Origin of the sequence: Streptomyces sp. NBC_01142 (genome assembly GCF_026341125.1) — a bacterium.
In the GTDB taxonomy this organism is placed as follows: domain Bacteria; phylum Actinomycetota; class Actinomycetes; order Streptomycetales; family Streptomycetaceae; genus Streptomyces.
In genome coordinates this window covers 229008-249816 of record NZ_JAPEOR010000003.1, presented here as the reverse complement: position 1 = coordinate 249816, position 20809 = coordinate 229008, and the positions used below count along the sequence as shown (strand labels likewise).

Genomic DNA, 20809 nt, shown 5'->3' with positions numbered 1-20809 from the left:
TCCGCGTGATCATTCCCGAGTGGTCGCTCCTCCGCAACCTTGCCTGCACAACCAGCCGATACGTTCATAGAAACGTCATCATCCCCGGCGGGAGCCGACTGCACGGTCCGTGGGGGGCGTCATTCGACCAGGTAGCTTTCCGGTCCGGCCTCCGTGTCCCACCGTAATGCCCGGCTGACCGTTCACGGCAGGCGGCGGCTCGTCCAATGTGTCTGCGCCGGCCGCCCCATCCCATATGTCGCAGCCGAGATGGGCATCTCCCGCGTCACGGCCCACAGATGGATCCGCCGCCGGCGAGCCGAGGGAGATGCAGGCCCGGCCGACCGCTCCAGCCGACCCAGTCCGGGAGGTTCAGGTCTTCTTCGGCGGCAGGGTGTGAACACGCGGTCTCCGTAGCCCTTTACGTAGTTTCACCGATGTCCTGCGGCGACCCGCTGCGTGAAGATGCGGGCGAACGGACTTCCCGGGGTGGAGCGAAAGGACGTATGTGGTGGGCTGGATCATTGGTTTCGCCGTCATCTTGGCCCCGTCCCTGATCGGACTCACCTTCGCGGTCCGTACCGCTCGCCGGGTCGGCAAGGCGGAGCGGGCGATGCGCGTCCTGGCCGCCCGTCCCGGCTGGCAGCGAATCGAGCGCGGCAAGGACGGAGAGGAGTGGGCCGGGTACGCGGGCCACTTCCCCTGGCTGTTGCGAACGCGGCACGGAATCACCGTTACCGGCCCGCTCAGCGACCACCAGGTCACCGTCGACAGTCGCTACGAGCAGATTTCGCGCAGGGACCAGCACTGGCTGATCGTGTGCTTCGACCTTCGGGGCAGCGGACCGAACCTACGTCTGGAGCGCCACTGGAGTGCGGCGGAGCTCAATCTGACCTTCCCCAAGGATCTGCCGTACCTGACGATGAGCGACGACTCCGCGGGGACGGCCGAGCGGTTCTACGCCTCGGATCTGCCGAAGCGTCTGGTGAGGTTCGCCGGACCGGCGGTCTCGTTCAGGGAGAACGGGGCGTGCTTCGTGTACCCGCTGCCCGAGATCGTGGACCTGGACAAGCTGCTGGAGGAATTGGCCGGGCTGCTTCCGGACCTCGCCGCGCTCGCCCGGGACGCCGCCCGGGAGGACGAGGCGGACAACACCTGACCGGTCGGCCCCCGCGACAGACCCTGGGGGGTGTCTGGGGGAGCGTGTGCCAGACCCCGCGACCCTGCCTTCAGGACGGCGACGACCCCTCGGGTGCCCTTGATCCGTGTCTGCGCCCGTCGTAGCCGCGACACGGCCCTGGTCCTTTTGCTCGGCATCCCGAACAAAGAGAACCGGACCAGCAGGAGCGGCCAAGGCGACCGAATGAGCGCGATCGGCAGACAGGAACGCCGCTCGGTGGGGCCGGGGATGCCGGGTACGGTCGCGAGCGCGACCGTACCCGAGGAAAGTCAACCGCACTTGACGGTTGGCATTGTCTTTATTGGTATCCGCCAACCTCCGTCAGGGCAACCCCAATTCAGCCGTCAGTGGCGGAGGGCCGCCAGATCCGTACCGGGCAGGTGGATCCAGCCCTCCTGCCCAGCGGCCGCGCGCTCGTCCGGAGAACGCGGCCACAGAGTGGCCCCGACCAGGACGGCGCGAGCAACCAGGGCACAGACCAACGCGTCGAGATGGTCGTGGCTGTCGACACACTGCCCGCGCACCGCCTCGGGGAGGGCCAACCCCAAGCCCACCTCGACCGAGCCGACGATGTGCTCGCCCCGACGGCGCTATCGGCGTCGTCGAGGTGCCCACGCTGTACGTCTGGAGCACGCAGGACAGCGCGTTCGGCCCGGCGGCCGCGCGGGAGACGAGGCAGTGGGTCAACGGGCCGTACCGGTTCGAGATACTTCAGGGCGTCAGCCACTGGGTCCCCGAGGAGGCGCCCAAAACGCTGAGCCGCCTGCTGCTCGAACATCTGCGGGCGCACGGCGAGTCCGGAACTCCAGCGAATACCCCCTCTGTCGACTCTCGGAAGAGGTAACCCCATGAAGACAGCGCGAACAGCCTGGCGCCGACTCGAGCCCGTACACGGCATGATCTACTTCGCCCCCGAGGGAAGGCGACGGTACGCGGACCTCGGACTGAGCGGACACGCCGGGTACTTCGCCTCCCGGAGCGCCGCCTTCGGCCGAGCATCCGCTGAGCTGGTCATCTCGACCTTCTACAACTTCAACCCCGGTCTCGTACGGAAAGCGGTCGACGGGGTCTGGGACGCGGTGACGCCGCAGCAGGTGCTGGACGCGCGGCACGCCGCCGCGAGCGAGGCCCTGCGACGGGCCGGCATCCACGAACTCCCCGCTTTCGACGAGGTCCTGGCGCTGACCCGCAGGGCCGCCGACGCGGCCTGCGAACACGCGCAGGGCCGCCCGCTGTTCGCCGCGCATGCTGCGCTGCCCTGGCCGGAGGAACCGGTACTGCAGCTGTGGCACGCTCAGACGCTGCTCCGGGAGTTCCGGGGGGACGGCCATGTCGCGTGCTTGCTGAGCGAGGGCGTGGGGGGCTTGGAGGCCCTGGTTCTGCACGCTGCCACCGGTGAGGTTCCCGTCGACTTCCTCAAGGGAAGCCGCGCATGGCCCGCGGAGGAGTGGGCCGACACCGAGGAGCGCCTGCGCACGAGAGGTCTCCTCGACGGCGAGTCCCTGAGCCCGGACGGCGTACGCCTGCGCCGGCACATCGAGGACCGCACCGACCGCCTGGCCCTTCCCGCCTACGCTGCCCTGGGTGACGCCGACTGCGAACGTCTCGCCGAACTCGCGAGCCCCTTCGGCCGCGCCGTCGTCGAAGCCGGCCTCCTCACACTCGGCTGACCTCCGCCCTTCACACCCCTCCGCATCGCGCTTGATCTGCTCGAACCGGCGGCCGCGGCCTCGGGGGACGTGGCCGCTCCCACGTGGACGTTCCGGGGTGGCGGAGACGCCGGCAGCCCCAGGTGGGCGCTCCTCTTCTCGCCGCATGCTGCCGCCTCCGTGTTGCAGGACGTGGCCTTCGACGTTTCCATTGGGCTCGCGCAGAAGTTGGTGGCTGCCCTACCCCGGGGGCTGCATGCCGAGAGTCGTGCCGACACCCGCGCGCAGCTTGCACCACGCGCCGCTTCGGCGAAAACTCGGTGATCCCGGCCCAAGACTGTGCCAGCCGAGCAGCCGAGGAGGCGTCAGCAGGAAGGGGCCACACATACCTCAATCGACGACGGGCCGTGCAAGACGCCGTGGGACGCAGAGGTGGCACAGCGATCAAAAGGTGCCTCTATGGTTTTCGTCAAGCCGTAGCCGCTGTGGGTGGTTGGTAGAAGGTGCCGTCTCGGAGCATGGCGAAGAGGACGTCGATGCGTCGTCGGGCGAGCGCGATGAGGGCGGCGATGTGGTGCTTCCCCTCCCTGCGTTTGCGGTCGTAGTAGGCGCGTGACTCGGGCTGGGAGAGTGAGGCGAACGCGGCGAGGTAGAAGGCTCTCTTGAGCTGTTTGTTGCCTCGCCGGGAGGGGTGTTCGCCGCGGATGGAGGAGCCGGAGTTCCGGGTCACGGGAGCGAGGCCGGCGTAGGCAGCGAGATGGCCGGCGGTGGCGAAGCCGCTGCCGTCTCCGACGTCGACGAGGATGCGGGCCGCGGTCCTGATCCCGATGCCGGGCATCGAGATCAGGACCTGGGAAAGAGGGTGGGCCTCCAGGAGTTCCTCGATCCTCGCGGCGAGGAGTTTGCGCTGGTCAAGAACGGACTGGAGCGAACTCGCAAGGCTGGGGACGATCAGCGCGGCAGCCTCGGTGCCCGGAACGACGACGGTCTGTTCGTCGAGTGCGGTGAAGACGTCCTCGACCAGCCGCTCCGCCATCCGCGGCGCTTTGGGACGTATCAAGGTCACGAGGCGACGGCGTCCGGCTTTGCGGATCTGGGCGGGTGAGCCGAACTGGTCGAGCAGTCTGAGCACGGCCGGGTGCTGGATGCGCGGGCCCAGGACCCGTTCGAGCGACGGGTGGATCTGGGTGAGGAGGCCGCGGAGCCGGTTGGCGATCCGGGTGGACTCGCCCGCGAGATCGTCGTCGAACCCGGCGATCATCGCGAGTTCGGCGACGGTCTCGTCGGCGGGATCGATGGTCCTCAGGGTGTGGGGCATCGCTCTGGCGGCGTCCGCGATGATGAACGCGTCGCGGGCATCGGTCTTGGCCTCACCGGGGTAAAGATCGGCGATCCGTCGCATTGTGAGACCGGGCAGGTAGGCGACCTGGCAGCCCGTGTCCCGCGCGACCGCCAGCGGCAGGGCCCCGATGGAAGCCGGCTGGTCGACGACCACCAGCACCGTGCCGTGCTTGGCCCGGAGCTTGTCGAACAGCTCCCGCAGTTTCGGCTCACTGTTGGGCAGCGGCTTGTCGAACACCTTCTTCCCCGCCCGGCTCACGGCGGTGGCGTGGTGATCGCCCTTGCCGACGTCCAGGCCCAGATAGACGTCGATGCCAGTCTCGTCCGTCATGCCCTTCGCTCCCGTGCTCGCGTCCTCCCCGGCCTCACCTGCGGCATCAGCGTGCCGGCATCCACGTTACGAAGAGACTGCCCAAGGGGCGCTCGTGCCTCTAATCAGCGGTCTGCCAATGCCTCCGGCACCCGGCGACACCACCTTTTCGATCATGTCGACTGGGGGCGCAAGTCATACCGGGGCCGAAGGCCGGGAGCCTCATTGCGAGGCCACGAAGAAGGTAACGGGGTGCCTGCACAGCGCATCACTGAGCGATGATGTTCGCAGAGTGACCGAGTCGATCGGGGGATCTGCCATGCATCTGAGCCGCGTCAAGGTGAGCGGTCTGCGCGCGAGCGCAGAGACTCCAATGAGCTGCGACCTTCCTGGCAGATTCAGTGTGCTGATCGGTGCGAACGGCGCGGGAAAGACGACACTCACAGACGCGCTCTGCCTCGCACACCCAGGGAGCCGCTTTCCCGTGCCACCGAGGCCGACTTCAGCTGTCCTGGCATCACCTGACGCCGGCGTAGAGCGCAGCGTCGACATCACCTATGCGCTGGGAGACGGCCTCGACGCGGAGGGGCGGCTTGGCCGCGAGCTTCACACCACGGGGCACCGGCGCCTCGGTGGAGACGCTGAATCGTGGGGTGTCTCCCTTCACCGACAACTGGGAACGGTCACCTCCCGCCTGGCCAGCAGCCACGGAGTTACGCGGAAGCTTGACCAGTTCACACTGATCTACCTTCCCGCCTGGCGGCATCCGCTGGACGAACTGGCTCGACGCGAGGCACGCATCCTGGTCGAGCTGCTACGGGCGCGGCAGCAGGAACTCCACGGCAGCCGCAACCTGGTGGCTTTTCGGGCCCGTGCCTCTCAGCTGTTGGAGGACCTTGCAAAAGACAGCCTGATCGATGCCGTCGAGGCACGGATCGGCGAACACTTGGGCAGGCTGTCTGCCGGAGTAAGCCCGCAATGGCAAGCACTTTGGAAGGCATGAGCGACCCCCTGCAGGATCCCGGCTTCTTCCAGAACCCGTACGAGACCTACGCTCGGCTTCGCGCTGCCTCGCCGGTGCAAAAGGTGCCCACTGGTTCCGCAGGAAGGCACAGCTACCTCGTCACAGGGTACGCCGAGGCGCGAGCGGCGTTCGCAGACCCTCGGCTGTCGAAGGACACGGGGCGCTTCTTCGCCGGTCAACCTTCTCGACGCAATCTGCACCCCGCTGTGTCGCAGACCATGCTGGCCAGCGACCCACCGCAGCACACGCGGCTTCGGCGATTGGTGACGGGCGCATTCACCCAGGGCGCGGTGGAACAGCTACGCCCCTACATCCAACAGGTGACCAACGAGCTTCTCGACGACTGGGAACAGCACGGTCAAGCCGACCTGGTAGAGGACCTCGCCATCCCGCTCCCGGTAACCGTCATCTGCGAGATGCTCGGTGTACCGGAAACCGATCGCGCAGAAGTCCGCCGCTGGTCGAACGACCTCTTCGCCGCCGGACAACCGGACCGCATCGACGCCGCCTCACACGCGGTCGCCGAATACATGGGGGTGCTGGTTGACGCCAAGCGCCATTCACCGGATGACAGCCTGCTGCATGACCTCATCACAGTCCGCGACGGTGAGGACCGGCTCAGCGAGGACGAACTGATCTCACTCGCCGTGCTGTTGCTGGTAGCGGGACACGAGACCACCACCAATTTCATCGGAAACGCCGCACTGGCTCTGATGCAGTCACCTGACACCCTCGCCCGCCTCCGCGACGCCCCAGCGCTGATCGGATCCTTGCTGGACGAGTTGCTGCGGTTCGACTCGCCCGTGGGCATCGCGACCTTCCGGTACAGCACCGAGGCCCTCACTCTCGGCGGGACAACGATTCCGCAGGGCGCTCCCGTGCTTATCGCTCCCGGAGCAGCCGATCGCGACCCAGCCCGCTTCCCCGATCCTGACCGCCTCGACCCGGACCGTGACGCCGCTGGTCATCTCGCCTTTGGCCACGGTATCCACCGTTGTGTCGGAGCTCCGTTGGCTCGAGCGGAAGGCGAAATCGCTCTCGGGACCGTCCTCAGCCGTTTCCCGCGACTGCGCCTTGGTATTCCGGCCGAGCAGTTGGAGTGGCGTCATACACGTCTGATGCGAGGGCTACGTTCACTACCCGTCTCTTGGTAGCTGTCGCCGCCCTCGACACCGACCACAGCGAGTGCTGAGGACGCTGTGGTCGGCAGGCGGCGCACTGTCGCGTGACCGGACCATTGCACATCCGCAGATGCCTGTGTGTGTTTGTCGAATGCACCGTTGGTCACCCCTCAACGATCGACAACACCGACTCCTCGAACGCCTCAACAACGGCGGTGAGCAGCTCGGCGCAGATACTGGCGAACGGCGTTCCGCCTATGCCCTCCGCGATCGCGGCCTGCTAGTCATACGGCGTAGCCGTGGTGTTCTGGCGACGGAAGTGACAGCCGCCGGCGAGTTCTATGTCCAGCACGGTCACCACCCGGACCACCCGGCGTACCAGGGTTCAGCACCAGCAACCGCACCGCCCGTCATACTTCCCCCGCTCGTCGCGGAGCCAGGGACCGAGCTTCGGTCGGGCCATCGGGTCGGTGGCGCCGGACACCTCCCAGTCGTCCGCCCAGTCGATGATGTGCCCACCGATCGCCGCGGCAGCCGTCAGCACGTCCTCCCGCTGTCGCTCCGGCGAGGTCGTGGCGGCCTTCACACGCGACAGCCGGCGTACTCCGAGCAGGCACTTTCCGCAGCCGTCGTACGGCCGCTCGATCTCTTCCATGGTGGTACCGCGCATCCTTCTCCCGTTTCGCCGGAGCGTAAGGAGATTTGGCGGCCACACCCAGGACGATCTTGATCGGCTCGATCAGCCCAGGAAGCTCAACCGCACTTGACGGTTGGCATTGTCCTTATTGGTGTCCACGAGGCAGACGGACTGCCAGGTGCCGAGTCCGAGTCGGCCGCCGGTCACCGGCAAAGTGGCGTGCGGCGGCACGAACGCGGGCAGGACGTGGTCCCTGCCGTGGCCGGGGCTGCCGTGCCGGTGCTGCCAGCGGTCGTCGGCGGGCAGCAGGGTGTGCAGCGCGGCGAGCAGATCGTCGTCGCTGCCCGCGCCGGTCTCCATGACGGCGATGCCGGCGGTCGCGTGCGGGACGAAGATGTTGAGCAGGCCGTCCCTGCCGCCCGCGGCTTCCGCGAGGAACCGTTCGCACTCATGCGTCAGATCGGTCACCGTCTCGGCGGAGCCGGTGGTGATGTTCAGGGTCGTGGTGGTGAAGGGTCCGGGCATGCCTCCATCCTCTCGTTCCCTCTGCGGCAGCGCGCGTCCCGGCTCGCAGGAGGCCCGCTGCCGCCGAGCCGAGCCGGCGGTTCAGGGCCCGGCCGTTGCCGCCCCCCTCAGCGCCTCGATGAGCACCTCCACGGACGGCCGCCCGCGGGAGGCCGCGCGGACGGCGACGACCACATGGCGTTCGACCAGGTCGTGGAGCGGCACCGAGGCGATGCCTTCGGACCGCAGCCGCAGCATCAGCCCGGTCAGCGGCGCAATGCCCAGACCCGCCCCGACCATGGCCAGGGATGTGGCGGTGTCGGTGACCTCGTGGGCGACGCGCGGCTCGAAGCCGGCCCGGCGGCAGGCGGTACGTACGGCACGTCCGTAGTACGTCCCCGGGGCGGGCAGGATCCAGTCCCGGTCGGCGAGCTCGGCCAGTTGCCAGGCCGTCCCCGCGGGCGGCGTACGGGTGGCCTCGACGGCGACGGCGAAGCGCTCGGAGTGCAGCCGTACCAGCTCCGCATCCGCGTCCCGGGCGAGCGGGGCGTCGGGGTAGTCCAGGCCGAGGGCCAGGTCGACGCGCCCGGCGGACACCTCCGCGTGGGCCTGGTCGACATCCACCTCCTGGCTGACCACCCGCACCCCCGGGTGGTGTGCGCCGAGCCGGCGCAGGGCAGGGGGCAGGAACGCGGCGGCCGCCGTGCCGAACACACCGAGCCGCAGCCGCGCCGAGATCTCCGTGCGGGTGCGCTCCAGGGCGGCCGCTGCCTCGGCCTGGGCCCGGAGGATGCGGCCGGCGTGGTCGACCAGGGTGAGGCCGGCGTCCGTGAGCTCGACCCGGCGCCCGACCCGCCGGATCAGCTGGGCGCCCGCGGTCCGCTCCAGCTGCGCGATCTGCTGGGAGATCGCGCCGGGTGTGTAGCCGAGGGCTGCGGCGGCCGCCGTCATGGTGCCGCAGCGGGCGAGTTCGACCAGCGCCCGCAGATGCACTCCGCTCAGTTCCATAGAGAGGATCTAAAAGATCGACTGCTGAAACTGTCAATGGACGCGAAGAGTCCGTGACGTCCACCATGGCTGTCACCGCACGGACTCCGCCTCATACCGAGATGTAGTGAGCAGACGGGACGGCTCTTCCATGGTTCACAGTGCTCCGAGCTCGGAATCCGCTCCCCTCCTCGGCCCCCTTGCCGGTCCGCTCCCCGGTTCCCTTGCCGGTCCGCTCCCCGGCTCCCTTCCCGGCCCGCTCCCTGCGTCGGCGGAGGTCGTCGTCATCGGCGGTGGAGTCGTCGGGGCGAGCGTCGCCTTCCACCTCGCTGAGGCCGGGGTCGGGAACGTCCTGGTGCTGGAGCGCGACGAGCCCGCGTCCGGTTCGTCGGGCAAACCGATCGGCGGCATCCGTGCGCAGTTCTCCGATCCGCTCAACATCGGTCTGGGGCAGCGCAGCCTGGAAGCCTGGCGCGCCTTCACCACCCGCCCCGGAGCCGACATCGGTATCGAGAGCGTCGGATATCTCTTCCTGCTCGGCAGCGACGAGGAGGTCGCGACGTTCCAGCAGGCCGTCGACGTACAGAACGACCTCGGGGTCCGCAGCCGGATCATCACGCCACGCGAGGCCCATGCGCTCTGCCCGTATCTGGATCCGCGCTCCGTCGTCGCCGCCGCGTACTCCCCCGACGACGGCTACGCCCTGCCCAAGGCGGCGGTGCACGGCTATCTGCGGGCGGCGCAACGCCACGGCGCGACCCTGCGTACGCACTGTGCCGTGACCGGCATCGACACCGATGGCGGTCAGGTACGGGCGGTGCACACGACGGCCGGGACGGTCCGCACCAAAACCGTGGTGTGTGCCGCGGGTCCCTGGTCCGCGGCCGTCGGCGCGATGGCCGGCGTCGAACTCCCTGTGACCCCGCTGCGCCGCCAGATCGCGCTGACCGGGCCACTGAACCCCGCGCCGCCGCGCATCCCCTTCACCCTCGACTTCGACTCGACGCTCTACTTCCACAACGACAGCGCCGGCGGCCTGGTCCTCGGTCTGTCGGACCCGCGGCAGGAGCCGGGGTTCGGGCGTGAGTTCAGCCGGGAGTGGCTGGAGCCGTTCCGCGCGGCCGCCGAACGCCGGGCACCGGCGCTCGCCGGACTGAAGACGGTCGGCGGCTGGGCAGGGCTGTACGAGATGACTCCGGACCGCAATGCCCTGATCGGCCGGGCGCGCGAGGTGGTCGGATTCCTGTACGCCACCGGCTTCTCGGGGCATGGCTTCCTTCAGGCGCCCGCGGTCGGCGAGATCGTGCGCGACCTCTGTCTGGACAGGACGCCGTTCATCGATGTGGGCCCGCTCTCCGCGTCCCGCTTCGAAGGACATGCCGCGGCCGTACGCCCCGAGGCCCACATCATCTGACCGGACCCCACCGTCCGACCGCAGCACCACGAGGACCCGAAGGAGGAGCGCATGATCCCCACCTGGCGGCTGCGCGCCGCGTTCGCCCGCCGGCTCTCCGACATGTACGGCTCGGAAGTCCCGGCGTACACCACGCTTCTGGAGGTGTCGGCACAGGTCAACGACGAGGTGATCGCCAAGGGCGGCGATGCGGGTCGTCTCGGCGGGATCGAGCGGGTCACCGCGGAGCGGCACGGCGCGATCCGCGTCGGCACGGAACGCGAGATGCGCCAGGCCGCCCAGATCTTCGCCGCGCTGGGCATGGCGCCCGTGGGGTTCTACGATCTGCGCGAGGCGGCCGCGAGCGCCGTCCCGGTCGTCTCCACCGCGTTTCGGCCGATCGGGGCCGCGGAGCTGGAACGCAACCCCTTCCGGGTCTTCACCTCCCTGCTCACCGTCGCCGACCGGCGCTTCTTCGACGCCGGGCTCCAGGCCCGGCTGGAGTCCTTCCTCGGCCGACGCGAACTCTTCCCGCCGGAGCTGCTCGACCTGGCCGCGCGGGCCGAACAGGAGGACGGCCTCGACGAGGCACAGGCGGAGCGTTTCCTCACCCTGGCCGTGGCCGCCTTCGAGCTGTCCCCGGAACCGGTGGACCGTACCTGGTACGCCGAGCTGGAACACATCTCCGCCGTGGCCGCCGACATCGGCGGCGTCACCAGCACCCATATCAATCACCTCACGCCCCGGGTGCTGGACATCGACGAGCTCTACCGCCGTATGGCGGACCGCGGCATCACGATGATCGACCGGATCCAGGGGCCGCCACGCTGGGACGGCCCGGACGTGCTGCTGCGCCAGACGTCCTTCCGTGCCCTGGCCGAGCCACGCCGCTTCCGCGAGCCCGACGGCAGTGTCGGCGAAGGTTCCCTGCGGGTGCGGTTCGGTGAGGTCGAGGCGCGTGGCATCGCGCTCACCCGGGCGGGCCGCGCTCTCTACGACGAGCTGATCGGCGAGCCGGCCGAGGTCTGGGCCGGGCGTTTTCCCCGTACCGAGCATCAACTGGCCGTGCAGGAAAAGGCCTTCTTCCGCTACGAGCCCGTCCTCGGCCGGCTCCGTGACGGCAGCCATCCGCCCGAGGACCTCGCCGGACTCCTCGAAGGGGGCTGGGTCAGCGCCCTTCCTCTCGTCTACGAGGACTTCCTGCCCGCATCGGCGGCCGGGATCTTCCAGTCGAACCTCACCCACGAGGGCACCCGCGACACCACCGTCACCGGCGCCCACTACGACCAGCAGTGGCTCTCCGGAGTACTGGAGCGGCCCGTGCACGACCCCTTCGATCTCTACGCCGCTCAGCAGGACAGCTCACTACGACAGGCCCGCCACGGCCTCGGACTCCCCAAGGACGCCTCGTGACCACGAACCGCACCACGCTCCCCGACCACGACTCGCTGCGCGCCCGCGCGCAGCAGAGCCTGCTCCGCTGCGGCGCCCAACTGCCCGCGGGCGGTGGCGATCTCATCGCCCGTACGCCGCTCACCGGCGGCACTCTGTTCACGCTGCCCGCCACGTCGCCCGAGCAGGCGTACGCGGAGATCGGCGCGGCCGAACAGGCGTTCCGGGTCTGGCGTACCGTCCCCGCGCCGCAGCGCGGCGCGCTGGTCAAGCGCCTGGGCGGGCTGCTGAGTGAGCACAAGGAGGACCTGGCGGACCTGGTCACCATCGAGGCGGGCAAGATCCGTTCCGAGGCGCTCGGCGAAGTACAGGAAATGATCGACATCTGCGAGTTCGCGGTCGGGCTCTCCCGTCAGCTGTACGGGCGGACCATGGCCTCGGAGCGGCCGGGTCACCGTCTCGCGGAGAGCTGGCACCCGCTGGGCGTGGTCGGTGTGATCTCCGCCTTCAACTTCCCGGTCGCCGTCTGGTCGTGGAACACCGCTCTCGCCCTGGTCTGCGGTGACACCGTCGTCTGGAAGCCCTCGGAGCTGACCCCGTTGACCGCGCTTGCCTGTGATGCCCTGCTGGCCCGCGCCGCCGCCGACACCGGCGCGCCCGAGGGCGTGCACCGGCTCCTTCTCGGCGGGCGCGAGTCGGGCGAGCGGCTGGTCGACGACGCGCGTGTCGCCCTGGTGAGCGCGACCGGATCGGTACGGATGGGCCGCGAGGTCGCTCCGCGAGTGGCGGCCCGGTTCGGCCGCTGTCTGCTGGAACTGGGCGGGAACAACGCGGCGGTCGTCACGCCGTCCGCCGACCTCGACCTCACGGTGCGCGGGATCGTCTTCTCGGCCGCGGGCACCGCGGGCCAGCGCTGCACCAGCCTGCGCCGGCTGATCGTGCACGAGGACATCGCGGACGCGCTGGTGGAGAAGATCGTCCATGCGTACGGCCAGCTGCCCGTCGGTGACCCCTTCGATGCGGGCACCCTGGTGGGCCCGCTGATCTCCGCCGCTGCACACCTGGCGATGGACGAGGCACTGGCGGCGGCCCAGGCCGACGGCGGGAAGGTCCTGACCGGCGGTGACCGACAGCTGCAGGCCCAGGCACCCGAGGCGGCGTATGTGCGTCCGGCGGTCGTGCGGATGCCGGACCAGACCGCCGTGGTCCGCCGCGAGACCTTCGCGCCGATCCTGTACGTGCTCACCTACCGGACCCTGGACGAGGCGATCGCCCTGCAGAACGGGGTCCCGCAGGGCCTGTCCTCCAGCATCTTCACGCAGGACCAGCGCGAGGCGGAGCGCTTCCTGGCCGCCGACGGCTCCGACTGCGGCATCGCCAATGTCAACATCGGCACCTCGGGCGCCGAGATCGGCGGGGCGTTCGGCGGGGAGAAGGAGACCGGCGGCGGCCGCGAGTCCGGCTCGGACGCCTGGCGGGCGTATATGCGGCGGGCCACCAACACCGTGAACTACTCGGACAGCCTGCCCCTGGCCCAGGGAGTCAACTTCCTCTAGCTCCGCCGGGTGGAGCGGGAAGATCCACGGCCCCGGCGCAGTTGGTAGAAGCGTGAACAATATCGGGGTACGAGACGTGGACGTGGTCGTCGTCGGCGCCGGGCAGGCGGGTCTGTCCGGCGCCCACCATCTGCGTCGCGCCGGCCTGGTGCCGGACCGCGACTTCGTGGTGCTCGACCACGCCCCGCGCGCGGGCGGCGCCTGGCAGTTCCGGTGGCCCTCACTGACGTACGGCAAGGTGCACGGCATGCACGCGCTGCCGGGCATGGAACTGACGGGTGCGGACGACGGGCGGCCCTCCTCCGAGGTGATCGGTGCGTACTTCTCGGCGTACGAGGAGCGCTTCGATCTCCGCGTCCACCGGCCCGTCGACGTCACCAGGGTCCACGAGGGAGAGGGCGGGCGGCTGCTCGTCGAGACCTCGGAGGGCACCTGGTCGGCGCGGGCGCTGATCAATGCGACCGGCACCTGGGACCGTCCGTTCTGGCCCCGCTACCCGGGCCAGGACACCTTCCGGGGGCGGCAGTTGCACACCGTGGACTATCCGGGGCCCGAGGAGTTCGCCGGGCAGCGCGTGATCGTGGTGGGCGGCGGGGCCTCCGGGACGCAGCATCTGATGGAGATCGCGGAGGTGGCGGCGGACACCATCTGGGTGACGCGGAGGCCGCCCGTCTTCCGCGAGGGCCCGTTCAACGAGGACGCCGGGCGGGCAGCGGTGGCCATGGTGGAGGAGCGCGTACGGCGTGGACTGCCGCCCCGGAGCGTGGTCTCGGTGACCGGACTGCCGGTGAACGACGCCATCCGGCGGGCCCGTGCGGAAGGGGTCCTTGACCGGTTGCCGATGTTCGACCGGATCACGCCGACCGGGGTGGCCTGGGGCGACGGGCGGACGGTGGAGGCGGATGCGATCCTCTGGGCGACCGGTTTCCGTGCGGCCATCGACCATCTCGCACCGCTGAGGCTGCGCGAGCCGGGCGGCGGCGTGCAGGTGGAGGGCACGCGCGCCGTACGGGACGCTCGGATCCATCTCGTCGGGTACGGGCCATCGGCCTCGACGATCGGCGCCAACCGGGCGGGCCGCGCGGCGGTCCGCGAGATCAAGCGGCTGCTGGAGGGTGAACCGGCCCTGGCCGGCCTGACCTGACACCTGTACGGCCCAAGCTGACCGGACGCGTGTGACCCGAGGTGTCTGACCTGACCTGACGTGTGTGGCCCGCCCGAGGTGCCTGACCTGCCTGGCCCCCGACCCCGCCGGCCGGAGTGCCTGGCCCGACCCCGTCACCGCGCACATGCCTCAGGGGGCGAAGGGCGGCAGCGCCGCGAACTCCGGTGTCACCTGGACCACTTCGGCAAGACTGTCCAGGGCGCGCCGAACCCGGGTCAGCGGGTGGTCGGGGAACTGCGCGTCCCACTGGGCATGGTCGGCGGCGTGGAAGGGCAGACCGCCCTGGACCTCCGGCGCGTACGGGTGGGGCCGGAAGTACTTGTCGTGGCCGACCTGGGCCATCACCATCGCCTCGCGCATCCCCGTCATTCCGCGCTCGGGGGCCTGGATCTTCACCACGGTGCTGCAGTTCGCGCGCGGCACGGTGAAGCTGCCGATGAAGGCCTGGCCGCTGGGCTGTCCCGGCAGCGGCAGTTTCAGTATCTGCTTCAGCGCGGGAAGCCGGCCGAGTGACTTCACCGAGGCCTCGATCAGGCCGCCCCCGGCGTCGGCGGTGTAGCGGGTGAGGGCGGCGCGCAGCGCGGGCCCGTCGTCGAGCGACGCGGGCAGGTCGGGCGCCAGCCCGAAGAAGTGCAGCGACAGCACATCGCCTTCGTCGTTCGCCCACACGTCGTTGTCGACGGGCCGGTATCCGGGCAGTTCCACCCCAAGAAGAGCTCTCATGGGCGGCGATCATGCCGTATCGGAGAGAGCCGTCCACCGTCAGGGTGCGACGGGGGCCAACTGGGCGTCCCTGCGCACCAGAGCGGCGTAGCGGCCGTCCCGGTCGAGCAGTTCCTCATGGCTGCCGCGCTCGGCTATCTGTCCCGCGTCGAGGACGACGATCTGGTCGGCATCCCTGACCGTGGAGAGCCGATGGGCGATGGTGATGGTGGTGCGGCCCGCGGAGAGCGCGTCGATCGCCCGCTGCACGGCGTGTTCGGTACGGGTGTCGAGGGCGCTGGTCGCCTCGTCGAGGATCAGAACGGGCGGGTCACGCAGGATGGTGCGGGCGATGGCGAGCCGCTGCTTCTCGCCGCCCGAGAAGCGGTAGCCGCGCTCGCCGACCAGGGTGTCGTAGCCGTCGGGCAGGGACGCGATGTGGTCGTGGATCTGCGCGGCGCGTGCGGCCGCCTCCAGCTCCCCGTCGGTCGCGTCCGGCTTGGCGAAGCGCAGGTTGTCCGCGACGGAGGCATGGAAGAGGTACGTCTCCTGGGAGACGACGCCCACGGCTCGGGCGAGGGTGTCGAAGTCGAGGTCGCGTACGTCCACGCCGTCGAGCGTGACTCTGCCTCCGGTGACGTCGTACAGCCGGGGCACCAGATAGCTGAGCGTGGACTTGCCGGAGCCGGTGGGTCCGACGACCGCCAGGCTGCCGCCCGCCGGGACTGTGACATCGATACCGTCGAGGGTCGGTCGCGCCTGCTTGTCCTCGTAGAGGAAGTCGACGTCGTGGAACCGCACTTCGCCGCGGACCTTCGCGAGCCGGACGGGCTTCTCGGGCTCGGTGATGTCCACCGGCAGGTCGAGATACTCGAAGATCCGCTGGAAGAGCGCGAGCGAGGTCTGCATCTGCACTCCGGTGGAGAGCAGGCTCACGGCGGGACGGAACAGGCCCTGCTGGAGCGAGACGAAGGCGACGAGCGTGCCGATGGAGATCGCCGGTCCTCCGGACCGGAGCGTGAGTCCCGCGGCCCAGTAGATGAGTGCGGGCATCGCGGCCATGACGATACCGATGGTGGACATCCGCCACCGCCCGGCCATGCTGGAGCGCACTTCGAGGTCGACGAGGCGCTCGGACTCCTCGGCGAAGGATGTGGTCAGTGAGTCGGCCCGGCCCATGGTGCGGCCGAGCAGGATGCCGCTGACGGAGAGCGACTCGGTGACGGTCGCCGCCATGGCGGCCATCTGCTTCTGACGCTGCGTGGTGATCTTCTTGCGCTCGCGGCCGACGCGTCGGCTGATCCAGACGAACAGCGGCAGCAGGAGCAGCGAGACCGCGGTCAGCCGCCAGTCGAGTGCGAGCATCGCGACGACCGTGGCGACCACGGCCGTGAGGTTGGAGACCAGGGAGGTCGCGGTGGAGGTCACGGTCGCCTGCATTCCGCCGATGTCGTTGGCGATGCGCGACTGGACCTCTCCGGTGCGGGTCCTGGTGAAGAAGGCGAGCGGCATGCGCTGCAGCTGGGCGTAGACCGCGGTGCGCAGATCGTGCATGACGCGCTGGCCGACGGTGGTGGAGATCAGCGTCTGGAGCACGCCGAAGACGCTGGTCATCACCGCGGTGAGGATCATGCCGAGGGCGAGCAGGCTGAGCAGCCCGGTGCGCCCCTGCGGGATCGCGGTGTCGAGGATCTCGCGCAGCATGAACGGCGAAGCGACCGAGACGAGTGACGCGGCGCCGACGAGCAGTCCGACGACGGCGAGCCGGCCGCGGTAGGGGCGGAAGAGCCGGAGGATGCGCCGCACTTCGGCGGGTGGCTGATCCGCGCCCTTGGGCGGCGGTGTCCAGGTGGATTGTTCGGGTTTCATGGGCTCCTTCGACAGGCGTGGGACAGCAAATATTTTGAGAGCATAGCTCACTGTTACCTAACTTCACAATGATCCTGGTCCTGATATTGTTCCGGGTATGAGCACCCCCGACGCCGACGGCCTGCTGGCCGAACAGCTGCTGCGGCTGACCCGCCGCCTCCACCGAAGCCAGAAGCGGCAGCTGGAGTCGGCCGACATCGCCATCACACCCGCGCAGTCCCGTCTCCTGCGCACCGTCTCGCACTACGACCAGCCGCCTCGCATGGCCGATCTCGCCGCGCGCCTCGAGGTGGTTCCCCGGGCCGTCACCAGCCTGGTGGACGGTCTGGAGGCGAGCGGCCGTGTCCGGCGCGCCCCCGATCCGACCAACCGCAGGGTGATCCGGATCGAGCTCACCGACACCGGCCGCGCCACGCTCAGAGCGCTGCGCCGCGCTCGCCGCGCAGCCGCGGAGGACATCCTGGCTCCCTTGACCGCCGACCAGCGCGAGGTGCTGGGCGGTCTGCTGTCCACCCTGGTCGACGGCGCCGGGCCGCGCTGCTGAAGCCGCCCTCGACGTCACTTCCGGGCACGGCGACGCCCTCTTCTCCCCGTCTCCAGGAGAGCGGTGAAGAAGAGTCCATGGACTCGGACCAAGAGTCCAAACGCGTGCCCTTGCGCATCTGCAGCACCAACTACCAAGGTCCCTACCGAGGTTCGTGAACCAGCCGCGCAACGTCAGCTCTCCTGGAGGCTCGATGAACGACGCAGCACAGCAGAACCACGGCAGGGACGAAGGCGACGCCGGCTCGATGAGCCGCCGCTCCGTCCTGCGGACCACAGCCGGCGCGGCGGGCGCGGGGCTCGGCCTCGGGGCGCTGGGCACCTCCACCGCCGCGGCGGCGGGCACCGGCGCTGCCGGCGGAACCGCCGGAGCCATCGCCCCCACGGAGACCGCCGGAGCGGGAGCCGCGGAGACCGCAGCCCCCGCCCGCAAGGGCCGCACGATGGCCGGGATCCCCTTCGACCGCCGCACCACCGTCCGGGTCGGGATCATCGGCCTCGGCAATCGCGGCGGCAGCATGATCGACCTTTTCCTCGCCCTCCCCGGGGTCCGGGTCGTCGCCCTGTGCGACCCGGTCAAGGCCAAGACCGAGAGCGCCGCGGCGAAGGTGGTCAAGGCCGGTCAGCCCGCTCCCGCCGTGTACACCAAGGGCGAGGACGACTACGAGAACCTCTGCGAGCGTGGCGACCTCGACTTCGTCTATGTGGCCACGCCCTGGGACCTCCACTTCGCGATGGCCAAGGCGGCGATGCTGAACGGCAAGCACGTCGGCGTGGAGTGCCCCGTCGCCATGCGTCTGGACGAGCTGTGGCAGCTGGTCGACCTCTCCGAGCGCACCCGGCGCCACTGTATGCAGCTGGAGAACTGTTGTTACGGCAAGAACGAGATGCGGGTGCTGCGCATGGCGCACGCCGGCAAGTTCGGCGATCTGCTGCACGGTGCGGGGGCGTACAACCACGATCTGCGCGGCCTGATGTTCGACCCGGACTACTACGAGGGTCCCTGGCGGCGGCTGTGGCACACCCGGCTGCGTGGTGACCTCTACCCCAACCACGGTTTCGGCCCGGTCTCCAACTACATGGACATCAACCGCGGCGACCGAGTGGTGAGCATCTCCAGTTTCGGCACCCCGGCCCTGGGCCTGGCCGAGTACCGCAGGGCCAACATGCCGCCGGGCGACCCGAGCTGGAAGGAGACGTACATCGAGAGCGACCGGACGATCAGCATGGTCCAGACGGCGAAGGGCCGCGTCATCCGGCTCGAGCACGATGTGTCGACCCCGCATCCTTACAGCCGGATCAACAGCCTCGGCGGTACGAAGGGTGTCTTCGAGGACTACCCGGCCCGGATCTACCTGGAGCCCGACCACACCGACGACCAGTGGAAGGACTTCTCCCAGTACGCCGACTGGGACCACTGGCTGTGGAAGGAGCACTCCAACCCGCCCGGCGGCCACGGCGGCATGGACTACATCATGATCTTCCGGCTGATGCAGTGCATGCAGCTGGGCCTGGTCCCCGACTTCGACGTGTACGACGCGGCCACCTGGACGGCTCCGGTTCCGCTGAGCCATGCGTCGGTCAAGGCGAAGGGCGCGCCGCAGCAGATACCGGACTTCACCCGGGGCGAGTGGAGGAAGGCACGTCCCGGCGTGGATTCGGCCAGGCCCGCGTCCTGACGGGAGGGGCCCGCGTCCTGACGGTCCAGGCCCGCGTCCTGACGGTCCAGGCCCGCGTCCTGACGGGCGGGGCCCGGCTCGCGCCGGCCGGGCCCCGTTCCTCTCAGCAGCGCCGCCGGTCCTCGGTGACCGTCCCCTGAACGGTCGTCAGGGTGCGGTCGTAGCAGCCCCCGGAGCCGTACAGCCGGTAGCGCTCCGCCGTCGTGCCGACCGCGTGCCGCTGGTCGCGCGGCACATTGGCCGTGTACGTCGCATCACCCGCGTACGCGTCGTCAAGACGCGTCCACGTCAGCCGCTTTCCACCCCGCAGAACGACGGTGTCGGCCGTGTCCCCCAGGGTGAGGACGGTACGCAGCCGGTCGCCCGCGCCCAGCGTGGTGACGCCGTCCATCGTGTACGTGCGGTGGGTGGCCGTGACCTGCCGTCCGCCGGTCACCGTCTCGTCGTCGGTCCAGGTCCCCTTGAACGCGTCCAGACTCTCCCCCTCGGTCCAGCGGTGGACGGAGCTGTTCGCGAGCGTACGGCTCACGGACGTCACCACCCGCCCGTGCGAGGTGTTGAGGTAGCCGGCGACCGTGAGCCGGTGGCCGCCTTCGGTGTCGAGCCGGTGCTCGGAACCGGGCGTGTACGTCACCGAGTTGACGGGTGAGCTCTCCTGGTGGCGGGTCAGGCCTCCGGTGACCACGGTGCTTCCCTCGTCCTGCCACACCAGGACATTGGTGGGCGTGCTCCAGCCGGTCTGCCCCGGCGGGACTCCGACGACGGACACCTCGACGCGGTGCGGCCGGCCGTCGTTGAGCCGGGCTGCGAAGGGGGTGAGGTCGTACTGGATCGGTTTGATGTCGAAGGCGCGTGGCCCCGGAATCACATACCAGAGGAAGGGGTTGGACCAGCCGCCGGTCCACACCGTCGGGAACGGCGCCGCGATTCCGGCGAGTTGGCCGTCGACCTTGATCTGCACCTCGCGGTACGGGCCGTCCGCGGCCTTGCACGAGTAGGGGGCGGCGTCCGGGACGGTCAGATACCAGTACTCTTCGCAGCCGCCGCCCGAACCGGTGGCGTACACCTCGGCGATGATCCGCTCGGAGTTGCGCGGCGTGGTGAGCGACGTGCCGGCCGGCGCGAGCACCTTGTCGGGCGTCCCGGCGGACTTCACCGTGCCGTCGGACGCGTAGAAGGTCAGCGTGACCTTGACGTCGATGACGCCGGTGTACGTCTCATTGACGACATTGCCGATGAGCATTTCGACGGGCTGGGCGCTGCGCAGGGTGTCGCTGTAGCGCGTGATGTCCTTCTCCACCGACCAGGCGATGCCGTCCGGCGAGGGCTGCGGGGTGGACGTACGGAGCACCTCCACTCCACCGACGGCGAGGTGGCCGAGCCTGTCGTACTGCCGCCCCTTGACGCTTCCGTCGAGCCGGAGCACCACCTTGCTCCAGTTTCTGCCGCACTCCTCGGGAGGTGCGTAGCTGCCCCTGTGCGGCATGAAGTCGCGGAACTGCGCCTGAACGAGCGTCACTTGGCAGGACGCCGTGGCGGGCCGACCGACGGGGGGCGCGGCGGTGACCGGGTCGTGCCAGTCGTTGCCGAACTCCGCGGGCGGGTCAATGGGCGGCTCGGCCGCCGCGGCGGCGGGCCCGGCGCCGAGCAGCGATCCCGCCGCCAGTGCCAGCCCGGCGAGCATGGACATGATCTGTCTCTTCATGCGTCAGGAGTGAAGCGTGCGACGGGCCCGGTACGCCAGAGCATGATGCTCGATCTTGGCGCGTTCCATGTCC

Annotated in this window: 18 protein-coding genes and 1 pseudogene; 11 read left to right on the top strand and 8 right to left on the bottom strand. The window is 69.7% G+C overall.

The genetic code is table 11. From position 1 onward, the window contains the following. Window positions 1-153: 153 nt before the first annotated feature. A pseudogene (locus OG883_RS35270) lies at window positions 154-336 on the top strand (leucine zipper domain-containing protein); the annotation flags it as partial. A gap of 154 nt (window positions 337-490) precedes the next feature. Further along, the gene (locus OG883_RS35265; protein ID WP_266550383.1) at window positions 491-1138 is read left to right on the top strand and encodes a hypothetical protein; all 648 of its coding nucleotides are present in this window, start codon (window positions 491-493) and stop codon (window positions 1136-1138) included. A gap of 365 nt (window positions 1139-1503) precedes the next feature. Here the strand turns inward: OG883_RS35265 and OG883_RS35260 are convergent, their stop codons facing one another. After that, on the bottom strand, window positions 1504-1701 hold the full coding sequence (locus OG883_RS35260; protein WP_266550381.1) for a DUF429 domain-containing protein: 198 nt from the start codon (window positions 1699-1701) through the stop codon (window positions 1504-1506). 306 nt (window positions 1702-2007) lie between these two features. On the opposite strand from OG883_RS35260, the gene OG883_RS35255 reads away from it, so the two are divergent. Then, window positions 2008-2829: a hypothetical protein gene (locus OG883_RS35255; RefSeq protein WP_266550379.1), complete on the top strand. Its 822-nt coding sequence runs from the start codon at window positions 2008-2010 to the stop codon at window positions 2827-2829. Window positions 2830-3277: 448 nt separating this feature from the next. Here the strand turns inward: OG883_RS35255 and OG883_RS35250 are convergent, their stop codons facing one another. Further along, window positions 3278-4480: an IS110 family transposase gene (locus OG883_RS35250; RefSeq protein WP_266537911.1), complete on the bottom strand. Its 1203-nt coding sequence runs from the start codon at window positions 4478-4480 to the stop codon at window positions 3278-3280. 271 nt (window positions 4481-4751) lie between these two features. Between OG883_RS35250 and OG883_RS35245 the strand changes: the two genes are divergently transcribed. Then, window positions 4752-5462, top strand: coding sequence for a hypothetical protein (locus OG883_RS35245; protein ID WP_266550377.1), 711 nt, complete (start codon window positions 4752-4754; stop codon window positions 5460-5462). Continuing rightward, window positions 5459-6637, top strand: a complete 1179-nt coding sequence (locus tag OG883_RS35240) for a cytochrome P450 (RefSeq protein ID WP_266550374.1) — start codon at window positions 5459-5461, stop codon at window positions 6635-6637. The genes OG883_RS35245 and OG883_RS35240 overlap by 4 nt, the downstream gene beginning before the upstream one ends. A 352-nt stretch (window positions 6638-6989) precedes the next feature. Here OG883_RS35240 and OG883_RS35235 read toward each other — a convergent pair whose 3' ends face one another. From OG883_RS35235 to OG883_RS35225, 3 genes are all read right to left on the bottom strand, one after another. Next, the gene (locus OG883_RS35235; protein WP_266550372.1) at window positions 6990-7274 is read right to left on the bottom strand and encodes an integrase; all 285 of its coding nucleotides are present in this window, start codon (window positions 7272-7274) and stop codon (window positions 6990-6992) included. 69 nt (window positions 7275-7343) lie between these two features. Further along, window positions 7344-7766: a secondary thiamine-phosphate synthase enzyme YjbQ gene (locus tag OG883_RS35230; RefSeq protein WP_266550369.1), complete on the bottom strand. Its 423-nt coding sequence runs from the start codon at window positions 7764-7766 to the stop codon at window positions 7344-7346. A gap of 81 nt (window positions 7767-7847) precedes the next feature. Continuing rightward, window positions 7848-8753, bottom strand: a complete 906-nt coding sequence (locus OG883_RS35225; RefSeq protein WP_266550367.1) for a LysR family transcriptional regulator — start codon at window positions 8751-8753, stop codon at window positions 7848-7850. A gap of 130 nt (window positions 8754-8883) precedes the next feature. Here OG883_RS35225 and OG883_RS35220 point away from each other — a divergent pair, with 130 nt between their 5' ends. From OG883_RS35220 to OG883_RS35205, 4 genes are read left to right on the top strand one after another with little or no spacing between them, the layout of a single operon-like run. Continuing rightward, window positions 8884-10146: an FAD-binding oxidoreductase gene (locus OG883_RS35220; RefSeq protein WP_266550364.1), complete on the top strand. Its 1263-nt coding sequence runs from the start codon at window positions 8884-8886 to the stop codon at window positions 10144-10146. Window positions 10147-10197: 51 nt separating this feature from the next. Then, window positions 10198-11538, top strand: a complete 1341-nt coding sequence (locus OG883_RS35215) for a VOC family protein (protein ID WP_266550362.1) — start codon at window positions 10198-10200, stop codon at window positions 11536-11538. Next, on the top strand, window positions 11535-13073 hold the full coding sequence (locus OG883_RS35210) for an aldehyde dehydrogenase family protein (RefSeq protein WP_266550360.1): 1539 nt from the start codon (window positions 11535-11537) through the stop codon (window positions 13071-13073). Before OG883_RS35215 ends, OG883_RS35210 begins: the two co-directional genes overlap by 4 nt. 52 nt (window positions 13074-13125) lie before the next feature. Beyond that, window positions 13126-14217 (top strand): NAD(P)-binding domain-containing protein, encoded by a 1092-nt coding sequence (locus OG883_RS35205; RefSeq protein WP_266550358.1) that lies wholly within the window; start codon window positions 13126-13128, stop codon window positions 14215-14217. A gap of 150 nt (window positions 14218-14367) precedes the next feature. On the opposite strand, the gene OG883_RS35200 is transcribed toward OG883_RS35205, so the two are convergent. Together OG883_RS35200 and OG883_RS35195 are read right to left on the bottom strand one after the other, a co-directional pair. Further along, window positions 14368-14961 carry a hypothetical protein gene (locus tag OG883_RS35200; protein ID WP_266550356.1) on the bottom strand — a complete coding sequence of 198 codons (594 nt, stop codon included), beginning with the start codon at window positions 14959-14961 and terminating at the stop codon, window positions 14368-14370. Between the two features lie 39 nt (window positions 14962-15000). Continuing rightward, a complete protein-coding gene (locus OG883_RS35195) occupies window positions 15001-16809 on the bottom strand; it encodes an ABC transporter ATP-binding protein (RefSeq protein ID WP_266550353.1) in 1809 nt (602 codons plus the stop codon). Between the two features lie 97 nt (window positions 16810-16906). Here OG883_RS35195 and OG883_RS35190 point away from each other — a divergent pair, with 97 nt between their 5' ends. Together OG883_RS35190 and OG883_RS35185 are read left to right on the top strand one after the other, a co-directional pair. Further along, window positions 16907-17353 (top strand): MarR family winged helix-turn-helix transcriptional regulator, encoded by a 447-nt coding sequence (locus OG883_RS35190; RefSeq protein WP_266550351.1) that lies wholly within the window; start codon window positions 16907-16909, stop codon window positions 17351-17353. Between the two features lie 193 nt (window positions 17354-17546). Beyond that, a complete protein-coding gene (locus tag OG883_RS35185) occupies window positions 17547-19031 on the top strand; it encodes a Gfo/Idh/MocA family protein (RefSeq protein ID WP_266550349.1) in 1485 nt (494 codons plus the stop codon). 103 nt (window positions 19032-19134) lie between these two features. Here OG883_RS35185 and OG883_RS35180 read toward each other — a convergent pair whose 3' ends face one another. Then, window positions 19135-20736 (bottom strand): peptide-N4-asparagine amidase, encoded by a 1602-nt coding sequence (locus OG883_RS35180; RefSeq protein ID WP_266550346.1) that lies wholly within the window; start codon window positions 20734-20736, stop codon window positions 19135-19137. Window positions 20737-20809 lie beyond the last annotated feature (73 nt).